Here is a 19,220-nt window from a genome sequence, read left to right as displayed (position 1 = left end):
CAGCGGTAAGCTCGCGTTTCGCTTAACGCCGTGTTCTCAGCATCGCTGATTAACCATTACTCAATATTATTCACCACCTAATACCTGTGACGATTCAATCTTATAAAACAACGCTATAAAGCACCAGGGAACCCTATGTCACACACACTAACTCTTTCACCGACGCCTAAGCGGGATCCCGTTTTCCTGTGGCTGGCGCTGATTGCAGCAACATTTTTGCTGCTGCCAGCGTGGAGCCTGGATTACGGCCTGCTGGATGCCTCACGCGATGAACTGCTGGCGGCCTACAGCTGGTCGAGCCTGAATATCAGCCTGCTGTGGTTCCTGCTCCCTGTAGGGTTGCTGGCACGTCCGCTGCTTACGCCCGGTCGGGAACAGCGTGGTCGCCACCGTTTTGATGCGGCTTACGCGCTGTTCTGTGCCCTTTTCGTGGTCATCAGTGCCACGGTTGAAGGTCGCGGAATGGGCTACGGCACCATCGCGCTGTTTGTCGCGCTGAGTGCAATTATTACGCTGGCGCTGTCGCGGCTGGACTGGCTGGGTGGCGATCGCTTCGTCATCGGCTCGCTCATCAGCATCATCGCGCTGATTGGCGTGTTCATTCTTTACCCCAGCATCGCTATCTTCATCCCGATGTTCACCAACGACAGCGGTGAATTCGCGCCGCTGGCATTTATGCAGATTTTGGGTCAGACGCACATTTTACGGGTGATCTGGAACTCATTCCTGCTGTCGGTTGCCGTCGGTATCGGCTGTACTTTCTTCGGTATGGTGCTGGCGATCTACACCTCGCGCATCGCCCGCCGTTCCGCAATTATTGGCCGTATTTTCTCCATTCTGCCTATCGTTACACCGCCGTTTGTCGTCGGGTTAGGCGTGACGCTGATGATGGGCCGCTCCGGTTACATGAACCGAGCTGATGGTGGATTGGTTCGGGCTGACGAACACCAACTGGCTGTACGGTTTTACCGGCATCTGGCTGGCGCAGGTGCTCGCCTTCACACCAATGTCATTTATGATTCTGGAAGGCGCGATGAAGACCATTCATCCGTCGCTGGAAGAAGCGTCGTACACCCTGCGTGCTAACCGCTACCAAACCTTTCAGCGGGTTTTTCTGCCCTTGCTGAAACCGGCGCTCGCCAACTCGTTCCTGATCGTGATCGTCCAGTCGCTGGCCGACTTCAGTAACCCACTGGTGCTGGGCGGTAACTTTGACGTACTCGCCACCCAGATTTACTTCTACATTACCGGGGCACAGCTGGATTACCAGTCAGCCAGTACGCTCGGCGTTGTCCTGCTGGTGTTCTCACTGGCTGTATTCTGCGTGCAATATCTGTGGATCGGTAAACGCTCCTACGTGACGATTTCTGGTAAATCCTCTCGGGGTGATGTACAGCCGCTACCCGTTTCGCTGGTGTGGATCGTCAGCATCCTGCTCTATGTCTGGATTGCCTTTAACGTCCTGCTGTACGGCAGCATTTTCTACGGCAGCTTTACCGTTAACTGGGGCGTGGATTACACCCTGACGCTGGCAAACTTCAGCAAGCTGTTCGGGCAAGGCTTTAGCGACGGCGCCTGGCCTTCCCTGCTGGATACGCTGTTGTTCGCAGGTATCGCAGCACCGATTACGGCACTGTTCGGGCTACTTATCGCCTACATCGTGGTGCGCCAGCAGTTCTACGGCAAGAAGGCTATCGAGTTCACCACCATGCTGTGCTTTGCTGTACCGGGCACGGTTGCCGGTGTGTCTTACATCCTGGCCTTTAACAGCGCGCCGGTTTACTTAACGGGAACGGCGGTGATCGTCATCATGTCGATGGTGATGCGTAACGTGCCGGTTGGTATCCGTGCGGGTATTGCCGGACTGGGACAGCTGGATAAATCGCTCGATGAGGCGTCACTCAGCCTGCGTGCGGGTTCAATGCGCACGGTGTTCTATATTCTGCTCCCGCTGCTGCGTCCGGCCATTTTGTCTGCGCTGATTTACAGCTTCGTGCGCGCCATTACTACCGTCAGCGCCATTATCTTCCTGGTTACACCAGATACTCGCGTCGCCACGTCTTACATTCTTAACCGCGTGGAAGACGGTGAATACGGTATGGCGATTGCCTACGGTTCCATCCTGATTGTGGTCATGCTGGCCATTATTTTCCTGTTCGATTATCTGGTCGGTGAAGCGCGGATTTCTCGCACCAAAGCCAAGAATAATGCCTAAGCGGAGTGATTACCTTGAATACTGAAAAAAGCTTTGTCGAACTGAAGCACATCACTAAACGCTTCGGCAACAACACCGTCATTGATGATTTGAATCTGGCGATCCCTCAGGGAAAAATGGTCACGCTGCTGGGGCCGTCTGGCTGCGGTAAAACCACGGTACTGCGGGCCGTTGCCGGTCTGGAAAAGCCGACAGAAGGCCAGATTTTCATCGATGGCGAAGACGTCACCGAGCGCTCCATTCAGCAGCGCGATATCTGCATGGTATTCCAGTCTTACGCCCTCTTCCCACATATGTCACTGGGAGAAAACATCGGCTACGGGCTGAAAATGCTCGGTCGTCCGAAGGCAGAAATCAATCAGCGTGTAAAAGAAGCGCTGGCGCTGGTCGACCTGGCAGGATTTGAAGATCGCTACGTCGACCAGATTTCTGGTGGACAGCAGCAGCGTGTCGCGCTGGCGCGTGCGCTGATCCTCAAACCTAAAGTCCTGCTGTTCGATGAGCCGCTGAGTAACCTTGATGCCAACCTGCGCCGCAGCATGCGTGAGAAAATCCGTGAGCTTCAGCAGCAGTTCAACATCACCTCGCTGTATGTTACGCACGATCAGAGCGAAGCCTTCGCGGTATCCGACATGGTTCTGGTGATGAACAAAGGCAAAATCATGCAGTTGGGTGCACCGCAGGAGCTTTATCGCCAGCCGGCTTCCCGCTTCATGGCCAGTTTTATGGGGGATGCCAACATTTTCCCTGCCACCTTCACGGCAGACAGCGTGAATATCTACGGCTACCTCATTCCGCGTCCGCAGGGCTTTGCCGCCGGCTTAAGCGAATCGACCGTCGGTATTCGCCCGGAAGCCATTACGCTCAGCCATCAGGGTGACGAAAGCCAGCGCTGCACCATCACGCAGGTCGCCTACATGGGGCCGCAGTACGAAGTGCAGGTGGACTGGCACGGACAGTCGATGCTGTTGCAGGTTAACGCAACCCAGCTTCAGCCGAACCCGGGCGACAGCTACTATCTGCAAATCCACCCTTACGGCATGTTTGTGTTGTCCGAGCAGTAAACATCAAGTAACCATCCCTCAAACCGGGAGCGCTTGCTCCCGGTTTGACTTTTTACAAACATCTAAAAACGCCTACGAACCTTAGTTTCTCTTCGGTCTATTTTGATTGAGCCGGAATACATACGCCTGTTACGGATTCCCTGTGCGATTTGTTATGATGATGCTCTTTTACGCATAGAATCACGCACGGAATAGCCGCTATGAAACAGAAACCCATAACCTTAAACGATGTCGCCGAGTACGCTGGGGTTTCCTATCAGACGGTTTCCCGCGTGCTGAATCAAGCACCTCATGTTTCATCCCGTACTCGCAGTAAAGTGGAACAGGCGATGGCGGATCTTAACTACACGCCAAACCGCGTTGCACAGCAGCTGGCAGGAAAAACCATCACCACATTGGGGCTGGTCACCACCGATCTTTCACTACACGCGCCTTCACAAATTGCCGCCGCGATTAAGACCACCGCCAGTCAGCTAGGGATTAACATCGTGATGTCCATGCTGAGCAGCCCGGATGTCAACACCTGCAATAATGCCGTTAACGACCTGCTTTCTCAGCGTGTCAGCGGCGTTATCGTGAATGTTCCGCTATCCACGGATGACGTCGCCCACATTAGCCAGACCTGTGCCGACACGCCCGTCCTGTTTATGGATGCCGATCCGCATACCGACATACTCAACGTCATGTTCGACCCCGATCACGGCGCACGTTTAGCCATCACGCATCTGGTACAGCTGGGGCATCAACACATCGCCCTGTTGACCGGACCAATGACGTCGATCTCCGCCCGTCTGCGTTATGAAGGCTGGCTAGCCGAGCTGGAAAAACAGCAGCTCACCCCCGCTTCGGTGCTACACGGTGACTGGAGCGCCGCATCCGGTTACCACCAGACGCTGGCCCTGCTGGGGCAATCCCTGCGCGTCTCCGCCATTGTTGTCGCGAACGATCAAATGGCGCTTGGCGTCCTGCGTGCGCTGCACGAGTATGGCCTGCGCGTACCGGAGCAGATGTCAGTGATCGGTTTTGACGATACCCAGGACAGCGCCTATTACACTCCGCCACTGACAACCATTCGCCAGGATTTCAGGCTATTAGGTAAAGAAGGCGTCACTCGTTTGCTCGCCACGCTGCGCGATCCTACCCAGAGCACATCACTGCTGCTACCCACCGAACTGATCGTACGCCATAGTACCGCCGTACATTCATCAACCCATGCCTCCTTGCAAGAACTCACCAAAAACCTGTTGGACATTACACGTCAGCTACAAAGGCTGTAACCCTTTATGTTTGTAACCCCTTACACGACTTGTAACCCTTTACACAGCAGCACCGTTTTCACCACCGATGCACAACCCTAACAAAATAAGATGATAAACAATAAGTTATTTGTCACCTCTTGTTAATTTACTGCGTAGCGCTTTCCAAATCCGATGTATCGCCACTCATTTTACAAACGATCTTTGTGATCGCTTCCACTTTATTGTCACGTTCCACTTTACTCGCCCTGACGAGTCGATATGTTATGAGCAACAAAATTGTGAGCGGATAACAATTTAAATATCCAACCACAGAAATAGACTCAAGACGTTCAGGAGCCAAGCCATCATGAGCGATACCGTTTTACCGTATCCAGCACGCCATCGCGCCACACTGCAAGAGATCCTTGCCCGCCGTGATTGGGAAAACCCAGCCTGTACTCACTATCAGCGGCTCCCAGCTCACCCACCGTTCAACAGCTGGCGCAGCGTGGCTGCCGCACAGCAAGATGAGCCTTCTCAGCGGCTGCGTCGCCTGAATGGTGAATGGACGTTTAGCTATTTCACCCGCCCGGAAGCCGTACCAGAAAGCTGGTTACAGCAGGATCTGCCTGATTCAGATACCATTCTGGTTCCTTCGAACTGGCAGTTACGGGGCTATGACGCGCCAATTTACACCAACGTAAAATACCCTATCCCCGTCAACCCACCCTATGTGCCAGAAGACAATCCTACCGGTTGTTACTCGCTCACTTTCAAGGTCAATCAAGACTGGATCAATAGCGGACAAACCCGGATTATTTTTGATGGCGTTAACTCCGCGTTTTATCTCTGGTGTAACGGCCACTGGATGGGATATTCGCAGGATAGTCGCCTGCCTGCGGAGTTTGATATCGGTCGCTATCTGACGACCGGCGAGAATCGGCTGGCGGTGATGGTGCTACGCTGGTCTGACGGCAGCTATCTGGAAGATCAGGACATGTGGCGTATGAGCGGTATTTTCCGCGACGTTACACTTCTGCACAAACCGACGGTTCACCTTAGCGATATCCAGCTCACTACGCCGCTCAGCACCGATTTCCGCCACGGCACGCTGGATATTCAGGTGAAGGCAACGCTCTCTGAAGCGGAGGCCAAAAACCATCGCGTCCACGCACAGCTTTGGCGTGGTAGTAAGCTCATCGGTGGTACACGGCAGGCGTTCGGCAACAATATTGTCGATGAACGCGGTGCCTATCACGATAAATCTTTTCTCCGCATTGACGTGCCACAGCCCGACCTATGGAGCGCCGAGCTGCCGCACCTGTATCGCGCTGTTATCGCACTGGAAACGGCGGAAGGCGAGCTAGTCGAAGCGGAAGCCTATGATGTCGGTTTCAGAAAAGTTGAAATCCGTAGCGGCCTGCTGCTGCTGAACGGTCAACCGCTGCTGATCCGCGGGGTTAACCGTCACGAACACCATCCGCAGCACGGTCAGGTCATGGATGAAGACACCATGCGGCGCGATATTATGATGATGAAGCAGCATAACTTTAACGCCGTACGCTGCTCACATTATCCCAACCATCCGCTGTGGTATCGGCTGTGCGATCGCTACGGCCTGTATGTTGTGGATGAAGCAAACATTGAAACGCACGGCATGCAGCCGATGAATCGTCTGTCGGACGATCCCGTCTGGCTGCCAGCCTACAGCGAACGCGTGTCAAGGATGGTGCAGCGCGACCGCAATCATCCCTGCATCATTATCTGGTCATTGGGGAACGAATCCGGCTACGGTGCAAACCATGATGCGCTCTACCAGTGGATCAAACGCCACGATCCGACTCGCCCTGTACATTACGAAGGCGGCGGCGCGAATAGCCGGGCAACCGATATTGTGTGCCCAATGTACGCCCGCGTTGATGAAGATCAGCCCTTCCCCAGCGTACCTAAATGGTCGATCACCAAATGGGTCAGCATGCCAGACGAGCATCGGCCTCTCATTCTCTGCGAGTATGCACACGCGATGGGCAACAGTCTGGGAGGATTCGCGCGCTACTGGCAGGCATTCCGCCAATATCCTCGGTTACAGGGCGGATTCGTCTGGGACTGGGTCGATCAAGCGCTGACCCGGCGTGACGAACAAGGCAATACCTATTGGGCGTACGGCGGAGATTTTGGCGACAAACCTAACGATCGCCAGTTCTGTCTGAATGGCCTACTTTTTCCCGATCGCACCCCGCATCCCAGCCTGTATGAAGCCCAGCGGGCACAGCAACACATTCAATTCGCCTGGCAGGCTGAATCGCCGTGTGAGCTGCATGTCACCAGCGAATACCTGTTTCGCCATACGGACAACGAGCAGTTGAACTGGTGCATTACGCTGAATGATAAGACGCTCGCAGAAGGTTCGCTGCCGCTGGCGCTCGCGCCGCAGACGACCCAGACACTGACGCTGCTGGAAGCCTTTCCCACAGTCGATCGTGCAGGAGAGCTTTGGCTCAATGTTGAAGTTGTACAGCCGAAAGCCACCGCCTGGTCAGAAGCCAATCACCGCTGTGCCTGGGATCAGTGGCAACTTCCTGCACCGCTTCATCTTCCCGAGGCACCGTGTTCTGGACAGAGGCCCCCCCCCGTTCTGCGATCGTCCGATGCGTACTTTGACATCGTTCAGGGCGAACAGCATTGGCGCTTTAACCGCCAGAGCGGCTGGCTGGAACAGTGGTGGACGGCGGATGCGCCAACGCTATTAACTCCCTTGCAGGATCAGTTTGTTCGGGCAGCGCTGGATAACGACATCGGTATCAGCGAGGTCGATCGCATCGACCCACGCGCCTGGGCCGAACGTTGGAAATCGGCCGGACTTTATCAACTGCAGACGCAGTGTGTTGCGATTCAGGCTGACCAACTCGCCGATGCCGTGCACATTGTCACCGAACACGTATTCCGCCATGCCGGACAGATCCTGCTGCGGAGTAAAAAGCGCTGGCAGATTGATGCACATGGCGTGATGACCGTGGATGTCGATATTGATGTCGCCACGGTGCTGCCGTCACTGGCCAGAGTAGGCTTGAGTTGCCAGTTAGCCGACGTCGCGCCTCAGGTCAGTTGGGTCGGACTTGGGCCTCATGAAAATTACCCAGACCGACAGCTCGCAGCACAGCATGGGCACTGGAATCTGCCGCTGGATGATCTTCACACGCCTTACATTTTCCCGACGGAAAACGGGCTGCGCTGCAATACGCGCACGCTGACGTATGACAAATGGACGATCGCCGGCAACTTCCACTTTGGGTTAAGCCGCTACGGGCTAACGCAATTGATGACGTGTACCCACCATCATTTATTAGAAAAGGAAAAAGGCGTTTGGCTCAATCTGGATGGCTTCCACATGGGAATTGGCGGCGATGACTCTTGGAGCCCTAGCGTTCATCGCGATGATTTACTCACGGCCACGCATTATCACTATCGCGTCGCCATGCAACATCACCAGCCGTATTGATATGAAAAAATAGTATTAAAAAAACAACGAAAGAGAGCGGGTATCTACCCTAAATAATTCGAGTTGCAGGCAGGCGGCAAGAGAAGACATCACGATGAACTTACTCAAGTAAGTGATTCGGGTAACTGAGCGTAGCCAACACCCTGCGGCTTGAAGTATGACGGGTATACCGCCTCTTTCCATCCTGATGGTATCAGGCAAGTATATATCCGCCATCAAAATAAACGTTGCGGATATTATGCATATCGGAGAACGCAACATGTACTACCTACATAATAAGAATTTCTGGATATTCGGCCTGTTTTTCTTTTTCTATTTCTTCATCATGGGGGCTTACTTTCCCTTCTTCCCTATTTGGCTTCATGATATTAACCAAATAAGCAAAAGCGATACGGGAATTATCTTCGCTTGCATTTCCTTTTTCGCCCTGTTATTTCAACCGATATTTGGTTTGCTCTCCGATAAGTTGGGATTGAGAAAACATCTGCTATGGATTATTACCATAATGCTGGTGTTTTTTGCTCCGTTCTTTATTTATGTTTTCGGCCCATTACTAAAATACAACATCGTTTTAGGCTCTATCGTCGGCGGGATTTACCTGGGGTTCATCAACAACGGCGGTGCACCGGCTATTGAGGCCTATATCGAGAAAGTCAGCCGCCGTAGCCAGTTTGAATTTGGCCGTGCGCGTCTGTTCGGCTGCCTCGGCTGGGCGCTCTGTGCGTCTATCGTCGGTATTATGTTTACCATCAATAACCAGTTTGTTTTCTGGCTTGGCTCCGGTTGTGCCGTCATCCTCGCCATTCTGTTGCTACTGGCAAAGCCAGAAGCCTCCTCGAGCGCTCTCGTTGCCGATCAGGTAGGTTCCAACCAAAAACCCTTTAGCCTGAAAATGGCGGCCGAACTGCTAAAAGAACGCAAAATCTGGTTCCTGACTCTCTATGTCGTCGGCGTTTCTTGCACCTATGATGTATTCGATCAGCAATTTGCCAACTTCTTCACCTCGTTTTTCGAGACCCGACAGGAAGGGACACGAGTATTTGGTTACGTCACCACACTGGGTGAATTGCTTAATGCCACTATCATGTTTTTTGCACCGCTGATTGTGAACCGTATCGGTGGTAAAAACGCCCTGCTCATCGCCGGGACGATTATGTCCGTGCGCATTATTGGTTCGGCCTTTGCCAGTTCCGTACTGGAAGTGATTGTGCTGAAAACGCTGCACATGTTTGAAGTGCCGTTCCTGATTGTCGGCTGCTTCAAATACATTACTACGGTCTTTGAAGTCCGCTTTTCTGCGACAATTTATCTGGTGTGCTTCTGCTTCTTTAAACAAGTATCGATCATTTTCATGTCGATCTTTGCTGGCAATATGTATGACAGCATCGGCTTTCATGGCACTTACCTGATTTTAGGCGGCATCGCCCTCTCCTTTACCGCGATATCCCTATTTACGCTGTCAGGAAAAGGGCCGCTGTATGCGTTTTCTGATAAACAAAAAGCACCGCTGAATACCCTCTAGCGATGACAGGACACGATAAAATGCCGGTATTTGCCAAAAATATCGGCAGATTGCACATTCTCTCACCGAACAGTGCAATTTTGTGGTTTACGCCTTTGACATGCGCGGCACACGCCGTTATTATGCGCCCCGTTCACACGATTCCTCTGTAGTTCAGTCGGTAGAACGGCGGACTGTTAATCCGTATGTCACTGGTTCGAGTCCAGTCAGAGGAGCCAAATTCTTGTTTTCATGCCGCTTTGCGAATCCTTATGTGATTCAGATTCAATAGGTTAGCGTGAAAAGTCTTCCCGATGCATTTTCAGTTTACCCTCCGCATCGGGAGAATTTGGTGGTCAGATTTGGGGTCAAGTTGGTTCGATGACGGAGTGACCCCCAAATGTCTCTTAACGACTCAAAAATCCGCAACTTAAAACCATCAGCAAAACCCTTCAAAGTTTCCGATTCTCACGGTCTGTACCTTTTAGTTAATCCAGGCGGTTCACGTCTCTGGTATCTCAAATATCGCATCAATAGAAAAGAATCCCGCCTCGGCTTAGGTGCCTACCCTGATGTATCTCTGGCCGACGCTCGTCAGCAGCGTGACGGTATCCGCAAATTGCTGGCGCAGAATATCAATCCAGCACAACAGCGCTCTGCTGAAAGAACCACTTCCTCACCAGAAAAAACCTTCAAGCATGTGGCATTGGAGTGGCATAAAAGCAACCGCTCATGGTCAGAGAACCATGCCGCCCGTTTGCTTGCCAGCATGAACAATCACATATTTCCGATAATTGGACACCTGCCGGTCACAGAACTGAAAACTCGCCACTTCATCGAAGTGCTGAAAGGGATTGAGAAAAAAGGTCTGCTGGAAGTGGCGGCACGAACCCGACAGCATATGTGCAACATCATGCGTCATGCCGTGCATCAGGAGTTGATAGAGCACAACCCGGCGGCAAATCTGGACGGGATAATCGCCCCTCCCGTTAAACGCCACTACCCTGCCCTTCCGCTGGAGAAACTACCGGAACTGTTAGCCCGCATTGAGGACTACAAGCAAGGGCGAGAATTAACCCGTTTGGCAGTATCACTTACTCTGCACCTTTTCATCCGTTCCAGCGAATTGCGCTTTGCCCGTTGGTCTGAGATCGATTTCAGAAACAAAATCTGGACCATTCCAGCCACCCGCGAAGCCATCCCCGGTGTCCGCTACTCTGGGCGTGGGGCGAAAATGCGCACGCCGCATATCGTTCCCCTCTCCCGTCAGTCCATCACTATTCTGAAACAGATACGTGAAATATCCGGGAATCAGGAGCTGCTATTTCCCGGTGATCATAATCCGTATAAGCCGATGTGCGAAAACACGGTCAACAAGGCACTACGGCTGATGGGCTATGACACGAAAGAAGAAATTTGCGGTCACGGATTTCGGGCAATGGCCTGTAGTGCGCTGATGGAATCTGGTCTGTGGGCGCAGGATGCGGTTGAACGGCAGATGAGCCATCAGGAGCGCAACAGTGTTCGAGCTGCTTACATCCATAAAGCAGAATATCTTGATGCCCGTAAAGCGATGATGCAATGGTGGTCGGATTATCTGGACACTAACCGGGAAAAATATGTTGCGCCATACATTTATGCTCAACAACATAAGACGGCAGGAGCAGCCTGATCGATAACGCACCCAAGAGCAGATCCTGATAACAGGATCTGCTTTTCAGACTATGAGAAATCTTCCCCCTCAGCATTTCATAAAAAATCCAGAAATGTCAGGAAATTACTTAGGCCAGATACATGAATGAAGGTCTATTGCGGGGTAATCAACAACGTAGAATTAGGGTTACTTTTCTTGTAACGATGGTACTGCAAGATTAGCGTTGCGAGATCCTCATCGACAGCATAGAAATACGCTTCCGGCACATCCAGCACCGCCGCAAACCGACAAACCAGACCAAAATCCGGTGAACTGACTTCCCTTTCATATTGGCTTACGCGGGAACTCGACGTCTCTTCATCCAGCCCAGCGAGACAACCGAGCTCGACCTGTTTTAATCCTGCATTCACTCGGGCCAATCTTAATCGTTTACCAATCACGGCATTACCTGCTTCGCAGATTAACATAAGCCGATTATCGCCGTTCCCGCCATGTCCCTCTTAAAGCGGTTCTTTATCCAGTAAATTTAAAATTTATTTTTGGTTATTTAAAACTCAAAAATGAAGGTTTAATTTATTGAGAGTAGGAATCATTAAATTTAGGAGGGAAAACGCACAGAGATTGAACACCATGACGCATTAGGGCATCAAACCTTACTGAGGTGTGATGAGCAGCGTGGTGTTAGGGTTGGCTTTCTTGAAACGATGATACTGTAAGATCAAGGTGGCGAGATCGTCATCAACAGCATAGAAATACGCTTCAGGAACATCCAGCACTGTAGCGAACCGAGAAACCAGCCCAAAATCTGGCGCACTGACTTCTCTTTCATATTGGCTCACACGAGAGCTTGCCGTTTCCTCATCCAGACCAGCTAGGCAACCGAGCTCTGCCTGCTTTAATCCCTTGTTCACTCGAGCTAGTCTTAATCGCTTACCAATCACGGTGTTATCCATGGTACTGATCAACATAGACTGATTATCACTTCTCTCAGCAAGCCTTTCTTAAAGCATTTCTTTCCTAAATAAATTTTATCTTTATTTTTGGTTTTTTTTTCATCCATAATAAAGATATAGTTTACTGGAAGAAGTAAAGTTTCAATCCAAGAGGAGGAAGTATGAACATTGAACAACAGGAACAACGAATGGACTGGCATCCTGCCGATATCATTGCAGCCCTGCGCAAACGAAAGACGACGTTAGCAGCCGTATCACGTGAGGCGGGTCTTAGTTCATCAACGCTTGCAAATGCACTAAACCGCCCCTGGCCGAAAGGTGAACGACTGATCGCCGACGCACTGGGCATTTCAGCGAGTGAAATCTGGCCGAATCGTTATTTCGATTCACAAGGGCAGCGCATTCCGCGAGAAATTCGTCATAAAAACAATTAGATCACTTGCTGGGCTTAATCGCCAACCATCAGGGAATAACATTCTGGTCTCCACTCAATTCAACCATTCCGCATCATCAATTGGTTCATTAATTACCTCGAACCAATTGATATGCCTGATTCAGGGGATGTCCCTTCTTTTTTGATACAGAGCTTTGACTGTGTTGATCTGAATAAAATCGGCAACGCGTGGAGTAACAATCGACATGAGCGAGATAGCTCGTTTGGTGATGGCTTCCTAATTTAAACATTTTTTGTGACGGCCAGCGAAAAGCGATCAATAACATCATCGTTATCCCAACAACCCCTCACTAATCCTATTCCTCATTTTCAGAATCCTATCTATACGTCATGGCTGCATAAGGAAACGTTAGCCACCTATGCAATATATCATTTTCATATAAAGGAGATGAATCATGATAACGAAAAATAGGATATTTAATACCACGAATGATGAATTTAGCTGGATTACGATACCAGAAGCCATAGTGATAGCGACTCAGGTAAGAAACTCACCGTTAACAGAAGCTGATATTTATCGCCATGCCTTATACGGAGATATCAACCTTTCGATCTACTTCCAATCTCCAGTCATCTTACGAAGAATAAAAACATCAAATGCTAAGGCAAAGCTTAAGCCTATAGGCAATCATTTGATTAACCAGCTATGCAGTCTCGAAAAAAACTGTTTCATCAATAACAGAAACTTAATCGTCACCACCGAGGGTAAATATACTTACCCCACTCAACAAGTGATTGATACAACGCTTATCGGCTATGAATACGTTCTGGTTCAACGTTTATTAGCCAGATCTCTGGGTATTCCACAACCCGTAATCGGAGAAAATCACGTTAACTATGGTCTTACTGTCAATATCGGCGACAATCACTTTCAAATATTTGAAAAAATCAGGTATCGCGAAAGGATAAAACAGCAAACCATGAGACTTCCTAAAAATATTGCATCACATATTACTGAAAAAATCCCATACCAGAAAACAACGCAGTATAGCCAAAGAGAATATTTTCCGATTCACGATTTACCAAAGGACGCCTGTTTTGTCATCAAACATGCCGAACTTGAAAAATTAATTAGCATGCCTGCCAAAAATGATACTTCTCCTCCCTCCTCAACACGTATATCTACGCCGTTATCCAGACTGTTCTGGCTTGCCTGTAAAAACAATGAGTCTATCAGACCATTAATCAGGCAACCCTATAAGCTTCTGTCCATCTTTGAACAGTGGGCCTCAGACGAAGGCATGACCGATCGATTCAGCGGCGATACGTTAAAAGCGGCGCTTGAACGTGGTTCACCGACGTCCGTTTAAGCACCCAATTAAAATGACATTACACGCTTCAATCTAAAAACCCGTATTAAGGATTGTGGTGTCCGTAATACGGGCTCTTCAACTTTCACTCCTTTCCTCACTATGTTTTTTTGTCATCTCCGGGCATATCCCATTTCTGCACTGGAGGTATTTATGACAGCTCATCAGTTATTACGTCTGAAACAAGTGGAAGTAAAAACCGGTCTGAAACGCTCGCAAATCTACCTGTACATGAAAGAAGGCACCTTTCCCTCTTCAATAAAGATTGGGCCAGCCAGCGTCGCCTGGCTGGAATCTGAAATTGATGAATGGATTAACTTCAAATTAGCTAACCGTTTAACGCGCTGAAGGGGGATAGAAAATTATGTTTCCCTCACTAAACTATGCGGTATTAACAAACGCCCTAGCCGCGCTCAAGGAAGGCAATTTTCGTTATTGCGAAACGTTAGGATTCACATTCGACGAATTGAATGCCCTCAATCAACTATCCCTCGACGAACTGTTTATCGTCAGTCGGGCATCGGCACAATTTATGTCGATCGCTGTCCGTCACGACGTTCTACAACAGATCCTGACGCTATCCCACCAGGAAGCGCAGCGCCAGCAACAGATAAATCGCGCCGTCAGATTGGGAGGATCTATTGCACTCCTGAACCACTTTTTTGGCCTCACCTCTAATGAGGTCTGCGCTCGCCGCCGCTTGCTGGGTGTCACAATCCCTTATGGCCGAACGCCTATCCCAGATGAAGCCATTGATGCAGAAATTTGGCTGTCATGGAAAAAGAAACGCACTGAAAACCTTGATACACCTGACGCACTAGAAGCCATGATGCAGGTCACTGAATCGTTGTCCTCTAGGGAAAAAGGGCCTTCCCTGACCGCCGTCTGGAACCGTATCACCCTTTGTGAGAAAGAAGCACTGAACAGGAGGACATCGCATGCCAGATGAGATCGATCGCGATCAAGAATTTAATGAGCAACGTCTGGAAGAGATGATTGAACAGAATCGTTTTAAGCCAGCAACCACCCCCTCATTACATTACTGTCGTTTGTGCGGTGAACCCATTCCTGAGCAGCGGAGAAAAACTCTACCGGGCGTGACAACCTGTACGGAATGCCAAACCATACTTGAGCGTCATCAGCGCTGATAGTAGATAACACACGTGCAGAGAAGTTATCCTCTCTGCACGTTTTTTATTATCTGAATAAATACCGTGTATATTATCAATAGTGAAATACTGCACAGGAACCTATCACCATAGTTACTTAGCTGTGCTGTCTCAGACTTGTTCTCAAAGTGTTTTGTGTTAGAGCTCGATTAAATTTGGCGGTCTGCAACGAGCGAGAAGCAGACCTGCCATTGTACTATATCGAACAATGGCAGGTTAAATTCAAGGAATTTTTCCTTATGTTTAATTAAAAAATAGCCAAGCATAGTTGTTAATCTGGATTTTTTTGAACTGATAATATACCTAACTCACCCTTTAAAAAAGACAGCCATATTAGTTATGAGCTGTCTAGCGTTCATCCTGTACTAAAATTTTACTTGTTAATAATTACTCTCAGCTTAACTCCGGAGATTTCATCTAAGTATGCCGCTGTTGAACCTAACAGGGTCAATATTTCATTAGACACTTTCCCCTTCGAAATAGCTGGCTGTACAATAGTAACTCCATATTTAAAAGTTGCGTATCGGGCAATCCTTGCATAATAAGTCAAGTCAGTGAATGCCCCTTTTTCTATCCTAGATGATAGACCTTTTTCTAAACGTCCTTTTTCGCGCTCAACTAGTCTTAGCAACATTTTTTCATTGTCAGCGAACCATTTTACACTTTTAACTGCTTGACCAGCAACTTGATACACATCATCCACTCGAGCACCTGGCGTGGCTACACCTTTGACTGCAGGACAGTATTTACAATGATATAAATGAATCACCAATTCACTATCATTGATATTTTTAATGGCCACAATATCTGCAACTTCTCCTGTATCATCATCATCAAAAACAAAATCATAGTCATTCAATATGTTTTTTATCGTACGATACTGTACTGAGTGTGTTAATTTCATGGCCGTTTGTGACTCTACCGATATATTTACCCCTGCCCAATCCCATTCTTCTAAATTATCCACACTATAAATATACTGGTAATTATCATTAGGGATAATATGGAGCCCACCATCAATAAAAGAAGTATCCTCTAAATAAATTAATGGTGGGTATTCATTGAAAAAGTCAACCAGACCGTATTTTTGACCACCGAATAAAATATGAACATCCTCAGAACAACTGAAGTCCACTTCTCCCTTAGAAGTAAATTTCATCGTCACGTTAAGTAACCCTTTGCTTGAGCGAATCTCAAATAAGAGTGCTTCTTTTTCCGATGAGTAGTAATGGCTAAATAGTGGCTCGCAATGAATAAGCGAATCTTCCCATTTTTCTGTAGTGATAACTAGTTTTGAGTCGTTTTTTCTCAAAATAGAAACTGGCCATTCTATTGCTATTATTTGAGAATCTGGGAAACAATCAAGCTCAACCATTTGCATTGCTGTTTTCATTATTGCATTAGTATCGATAGTGTCATCAAGAATTTTTTTCCCTATTGAGTTACACCATATTATCCATTGATCAACTGAGTCACTGTCCATTGACCAAATTTTTCCTTTATATGAACAGCCAATACTTACAGGTTTTCCATTTTCATAACCTTTTCCAAATATATTAGATTTAGTCGCACGATTAGCTTCAATATCCGGTATTTGATCATTGATTTCGGTCCCTGTGTGCATTGAATAACGCAAGCCTTTTTTATGCTTATTTAACCCAACGTTTTGCAGTTTTAATCTTTTCAAACCAGCTAATGTTCTGAAAACGCGTTCACCCTGAATTCTTGTTGCATTTTTTGCGATCAAATTTACAAGCCTTGTTACAAGCCCATCTTTAGCTGATGAATGAACAAATAACAAACTACTTTTAATATCGAAATATACAATATATAAATCCCATAACTCATCATAAAACTCTTTTGAGTTGGTCCATCCCACAGGAGAGAAAGTTTTAACAGAAAAGATTATAATATTTTTTTCTTCATTAACACTCGAGTCATATATATTAAAATGTTTACTCCCAAACTTAAGGAAGTTATCAGGTTCCCATTTAGATAGATACATATTAAAAACAATGGTGCTAATGGATGGCATCAACCCTAAGTCGAGTAATTTTCCATGTTCAGTAAACTCCCCGCGAAATGCTTGGTATTCTTTTTCATTTTCTATTTTTCTAGAGCTAATATCACTTATTATATCATTCCAGTCCGAATCTTCCTTATACAGTTCCTCCAGACTATCATTTACTGCAACGCTAGCAACATTGGCGATAAATTTTGCCGTCCCGACATTGTTTATATTTCTTGTAAATCGGCCTGTAAACTGAAGCATCACATTGATACTTTTATGAGGATCATGGATAGCACATACTTTCAATTGAGGGAGATCAAATCCTTCACCTAACATATCAACACAAATGATCGCTTTATGTAGCCCAGCTTTGATGTCCTGTATTATTTTATTTTTCCCTTTTGTTTTGCTATTAACTAATATAGGGTTTAGGTCTTTATACTCACTATAAATCTTCAGTATTTCTTCAGCCCTTTTTATAGGGTAGGCTCTTGCCATTAAGATGTGGTCAAGACCTGATTTTAAATCCTCTCGCAATAGTGAAACAGCTTTTTCTGCTATCGCCTTATCTGATTTTCTATCCAAGAATTCACGCACGGGATGAAACTCTATAGCTTTAAAGTATCCATCTTGTTGTGCTTTTTTTAGAGGGTAATTAAATATAATTCTGCCTTCAATTCTTGAACCATCAGTTCTGAATGGTGTTGCTGTAAACTGAAAAACACTTTTGTGAGAAAATTTCTCTTTAACCCGAGACCATGTCGTTGCAATGACATGATGTGCTTCATCTATAATCAGATGGGAACAGTGCGAAGCTAATTTACTAAGATACTCATCAGGGAAAAAGGATAGTGCGGGAGCAGATGCTACGATTACATTTGAATCTAGGATTTGATTCAGTTCTTCATCATTTTTGATACCATGATTTAAAACGGCCACTATTGGATTTTGAATGTTAGCATCAATCAACCCAAATTGTCTCAATAATCCGTATTCTATGATTTTTTTTGCTGTTTGAGAGCGGAGGGCGTCTGAAGGAACAACAACCAATGTCCGATTAAATTTTCCTGCAATTATAATTGATAGTATAGTTTCGGTCTTTCCTGTACCTGTAGGCATGATAACGGTGGCTGAGTACCCCTTATCAGATTTATCATATCCCAAGGCTGCATATATCCCACCTAGTTGAGGTGGGCGTAAACCTATAGCATCCGTTCTTTCCTCTTTAAAAATAAAGTGATTCATCTTCCAAGTTTCAAGGATTTGGTCCCTGTTAAGCTTTGTATCATTTAGTGGTAACCATGCCACATAGCTTTTACTTTTTCCTACTTTTTGCTGTATCAAGTCCATGGAAGTCTCCATCAAGGATATAGTACAATAGAAAATTATAAGCTTTATAAATGCTAGTTTTTCCGTTACTCAATAAACCTGATTAAATCAAAACTTAAGTAAACACAATATGATGCGCCTCTCACTTATTCAACAACAATCAAGATTTTATATAGTAGCAATATGAATGAGCAATGTCCGATTTGGCACAAACCTGTCTGTCACATTAGATATGTCCATAAGTGGCAATAGCGCTAATCCCAATCTGAGCTAATACAACCCATTAGCCAAAATAATTACCACGCTATTCATTTTCTCTCTCATTCCCTTTTTGATTTTCTCATTCTCATCCTAACGCTGATATCGCACGCTAATCGCGCCACCTTCCACTGGCGAGCTTTATGGACGTTTATTCGTCCGGGCCGAGTATTGCTCTTTAAAAATATGAGTCGGGCTATCACACAACCACAATTCAGGGTGCCGCTGAATGTTCTCGCTGACCCGTTGAAACCGGAATGCAGAATCGGGATGTGAACGATTGAGTTAATTCACCATAACTTTTATGAAAGGAAATAGCATGAGAAAACCTACCTATCACGTATTCGTCACGCAGGAAAGCCAACCCGATTCAAGCCGTGAGAAGAACACGTACTGGACAAAGGTCGGCGTAGCGTTCGCTCATAACGGAAAACCCGGATTGAACATCGTACTGACACCCGGTATTGCTGTCTCCGGCAAGCTGGTGCTCCTTGAACCCAAGGATGATAGCGATACGCCGCAGGCAGCCCAGAACGATTAACGCTCAATTATCCTCCTTCTTTTC

At 47.5% G+C, this 19,220-nt stretch carries 14 protein-coding genes, 1 tRNA gene and 1 pseudogene; 13 read left to right on the top strand and 3 right to left on the bottom strand.

The genetic code is table 11. The features are described from left to right. Positions 1-135 precede the first annotated feature (135 nt). The 7 genes and pseudogenes from HP572_RS04995 to HP572_RS04965 all read left to right on the top strand — a co-directional run bounded on the left by HP572_RS04995 (position 136) and on the right by HP572_RS04965 (position 11,189). A pseudogene (locus HP572_RS04995) lies at positions 136-2,215 on the top strand (ABC transporter permease). Positions 2,216-2,220: 5 nt separating this feature from the next. Further along, positions 2,221-3,279 carry a ferric ABC transporter ATP-binding protein gene (gene fbpC / locus HP572_RS04990; protein ID WP_174435808.1) on the top strand — a complete coding sequence of 353 codons (1,059 nt, stop codon included), beginning with the start codon at positions 2,221-2,223 and terminating at the stop codon, positions 3,277-3,279. 200 nt (positions 3,280-3,479) lie between these two features. After that, on the top strand, positions 3,480-4,556 hold the full coding sequence (locus HP572_RS04985) for a LacI family DNA-binding transcriptional regulator (protein WP_240584937.1): 1,077 nt from the start codon (positions 3,480-3,482) through the stop codon (positions 4,554-4,556). Positions 4,557-4,884: 328 nt separating this feature from the next. After that, a complete protein-coding gene (locus HP572_RS04980) occupies positions 4,885-8,016 on the top strand; it encodes a beta-galactosidase (protein ID WP_240584936.1) in 3,132 nt (1,043 codons plus the stop codon). A 259-nt stretch (positions 8,017-8,275) separates the two neighbouring features. After that, positions 8,276-9,538, top strand: coding sequence for an MFS transporter (locus HP572_RS04975; RefSeq protein WP_205551275.1), 1,263 nt, complete (start codon positions 8,276-8,278; stop codon positions 9,536-9,538). A 142-nt stretch (positions 9,539-9,680) separates the two neighbouring features. After that, positions 9,681-9,756: transfer RNA gene (locus tag HP572_RS04970), tRNA-Asn, on the top strand. Positions 9,757-9,917: 161 nt separating this feature from the next. Beyond that, a complete protein-coding gene (locus HP572_RS04965; protein WP_240584935.1) occupies positions 9,918-11,189 on the top strand; it encodes an integrase arm-type DNA-binding domain-containing protein in 1,272 nt (423 codons plus the stop codon). Between the two features lie 134 nt (positions 11,190-11,323). Here the strand turns inward: HP572_RS04965 and HP572_RS04960 are convergent, their stop codons facing one another. Further along, the gene (locus HP572_RS04960) at positions 11,324-11,638 is read right to left on the bottom strand and encodes a helix-turn-helix domain-containing protein (RefSeq protein WP_025918867.1); all 315 of its coding nucleotides are present in this window, start codon (positions 11,636-11,638) and stop codon (positions 11,324-11,326) included. A gap of 186 nt (positions 11,639-11,824) precedes the next feature. Continuing rightward, positions 11,825-12,124: a helix-turn-helix domain-containing protein gene (locus tag HP572_RS04955; RefSeq protein WP_117624984.1), complete on the bottom strand. Its 300-nt coding sequence runs from the start codon at positions 12,122-12,124 to the stop codon at positions 11,825-11,827. 161 nt (positions 12,125-12,285) lie between these two features. Between HP572_RS04955 and HP572_RS04950 the strand changes: the two genes are divergently transcribed. The 5 genes from HP572_RS04950 to HP572_RS04930 all read left to right on the top strand — a co-directional run bounded on the left by HP572_RS04950 (position 12,286) and on the right by HP572_RS04930 (position 15,036). Beyond that, positions 12,286-12,558: a helix-turn-helix transcriptional regulator gene (locus tag HP572_RS04950; RefSeq protein WP_240584934.1), complete on the top strand. Its 273-nt coding sequence runs from the start codon at positions 12,286-12,288 to the stop codon at positions 12,556-12,558. 415 nt (positions 12,559-12,973) lie between these two features. After that, positions 12,974-13,888, top strand: coding sequence for a hypothetical protein (locus HP572_RS04945; RefSeq protein ID WP_240584933.1), 915 nt, complete (start codon positions 12,974-12,976; stop codon positions 13,886-13,888). Between the two features lie 153 nt (positions 13,889-14,041). Continuing rightward, positions 14,042-14,236 carry an AlpA family transcriptional regulator gene (locus HP572_RS04940; protein ID WP_039285716.1) on the top strand — a complete coding sequence of 65 codons (195 nt, stop codon included), beginning with the start codon at positions 14,042-14,044 and terminating at the stop codon, positions 14,234-14,236. 16 nt (positions 14,237-14,252) lie between these two features. Then, positions 14,253-14,837 (top strand): DUF2857 domain-containing protein, encoded by a 585-nt coding sequence (locus HP572_RS04935; protein ID WP_240584932.1) that lies wholly within the window; start codon positions 14,253-14,255, stop codon positions 14,835-14,837. Then, positions 14,827-15,036 (top strand): TraR/DksA family transcriptional regulator, encoded by a 210-nt coding sequence (locus tag HP572_RS04930; RefSeq protein ID WP_103158133.1) that lies wholly within the window; start codon positions 14,827-14,829, stop codon positions 15,034-15,036. The genes HP572_RS04935 and HP572_RS04930 overlap by 11 nt, the downstream gene beginning before the upstream one ends. 394 nt (positions 15,037-15,430) lie before the next feature. Here the strand turns inward: HP572_RS04930 and HP572_RS04925 are convergent, their stop codons facing one another. Beyond that, positions 15,431-18,418: a DEAD/DEAH box helicase gene (locus HP572_RS04925; protein WP_240584931.1), complete on the bottom strand. Its 2,988-nt coding sequence runs from the start codon at positions 18,416-18,418 to the stop codon at positions 15,431-15,433. Positions 18,419-18,974: 556 nt separating this feature from the next. On the opposite strand from HP572_RS04925, the gene HP572_RS04920 reads away from it, so the two are divergent. Beyond that, positions 18,975-19,196 carry a hypothetical protein gene (locus HP572_RS04920; protein ID WP_109226165.1) on the top strand — a complete coding sequence of 74 codons (222 nt, stop codon included), beginning with the start codon at positions 18,975-18,977 and terminating at the stop codon, positions 19,194-19,196. Positions 19,197-19,220 lie beyond the last annotated feature (24 nt).

Source organism: Pectobacterium sp. PL64, assembly GCF_022477975.1.
Classification (GTDB): Bacteria; Pseudomonadota; Gammaproteobacteria; order Enterobacterales; family Enterobacteriaceae; genus Pectobacterium; species Pectobacterium jejuense.
This window is presented reverse-complemented; position numbering and strand designations above follow the sequence as displayed.

Bases quoted from the DNA above. Each gene is read 5' to 3' on its own strand.
- HP572_RS04985 (WP_240584937.1), top strand. From the start codon at position 3,480: ATGAAACAGAAACCCATAACCTTAAACGATGTCGCCGAGTACGCTGGG.
- HP572_RS04980 (WP_240584936.1), top strand. From the start codon at position 4,885: ATGAGCGATACCGTTTTACCGTATCCAGCACGCCATCGCGCCACACTG.
- HP572_RS04975 (WP_205551275.1), top strand. From the start codon at position 8,276: ATGTACTACCTACATAATAAGAATTTCTGGATATTCGGCCTGTTTTTC.
- HP572_RS04965 (WP_240584935.1), top strand. From the start codon at position 9,918: ATGTCTCTTAACGACTCAAAAATCCGCAACTTAAAACCATCAGCAAAA.
- HP572_RS04960 (WP_025918867.1), bottom strand. From the start codon at position 11,638: ATGTTAATCTGCGAAGCAGGTAATGCCGTGATTGGTAAACGATTAAGA.
- HP572_RS04955 (WP_117624984.1), bottom strand. From the start codon at position 12,124: ATGGATAACACCGTGATTGGTAAGCGATTAAGACTAGCTCGAGTGAAC.
- HP572_RS04950 (WP_240584934.1), top strand. From the start codon at position 12,286: ATGAACATTGAACAACAGGAACAACGAATGGACTGGCATCCTGCCGAT.
- HP572_RS04945 (WP_240584933.1), top strand. From the start codon at position 12,974: ATGATAACGAAAAATAGGATATTTAATACCACGAATGATGAATTTAGC.
- HP572_RS04940 (WP_039285716.1), top strand. From the start codon at position 14,042: ATGACAGCTCATCAGTTATTACGTCTGAAACAAGTGGAAGTAAAAACC.
- HP572_RS04935 (WP_240584932.1), top strand. From the start codon at position 14,253: ATGTTTCCCTCACTAAACTATGCGGTATTAACAAACGCCCTAGCCGCG.
- HP572_RS04930 (WP_103158133.1), top strand. From the start codon at position 14,827: ATGCCAGATGAGATCGATCGCGATCAAGAATTTAATGAGCAACGTCTG.
- HP572_RS04925 (WP_240584931.1), bottom strand. From the start codon at position 18,418: ATGGACTTGATACAGCAAAAAGTAGGAAAAAGTAAAAGCTATGTGGCA.
- HP572_RS04920 (WP_109226165.1), top strand. From the start codon at position 18,975: ATGAGAAAACCTACCTATCACGTATTCGTCACGCAGGAAAGCCAACCC.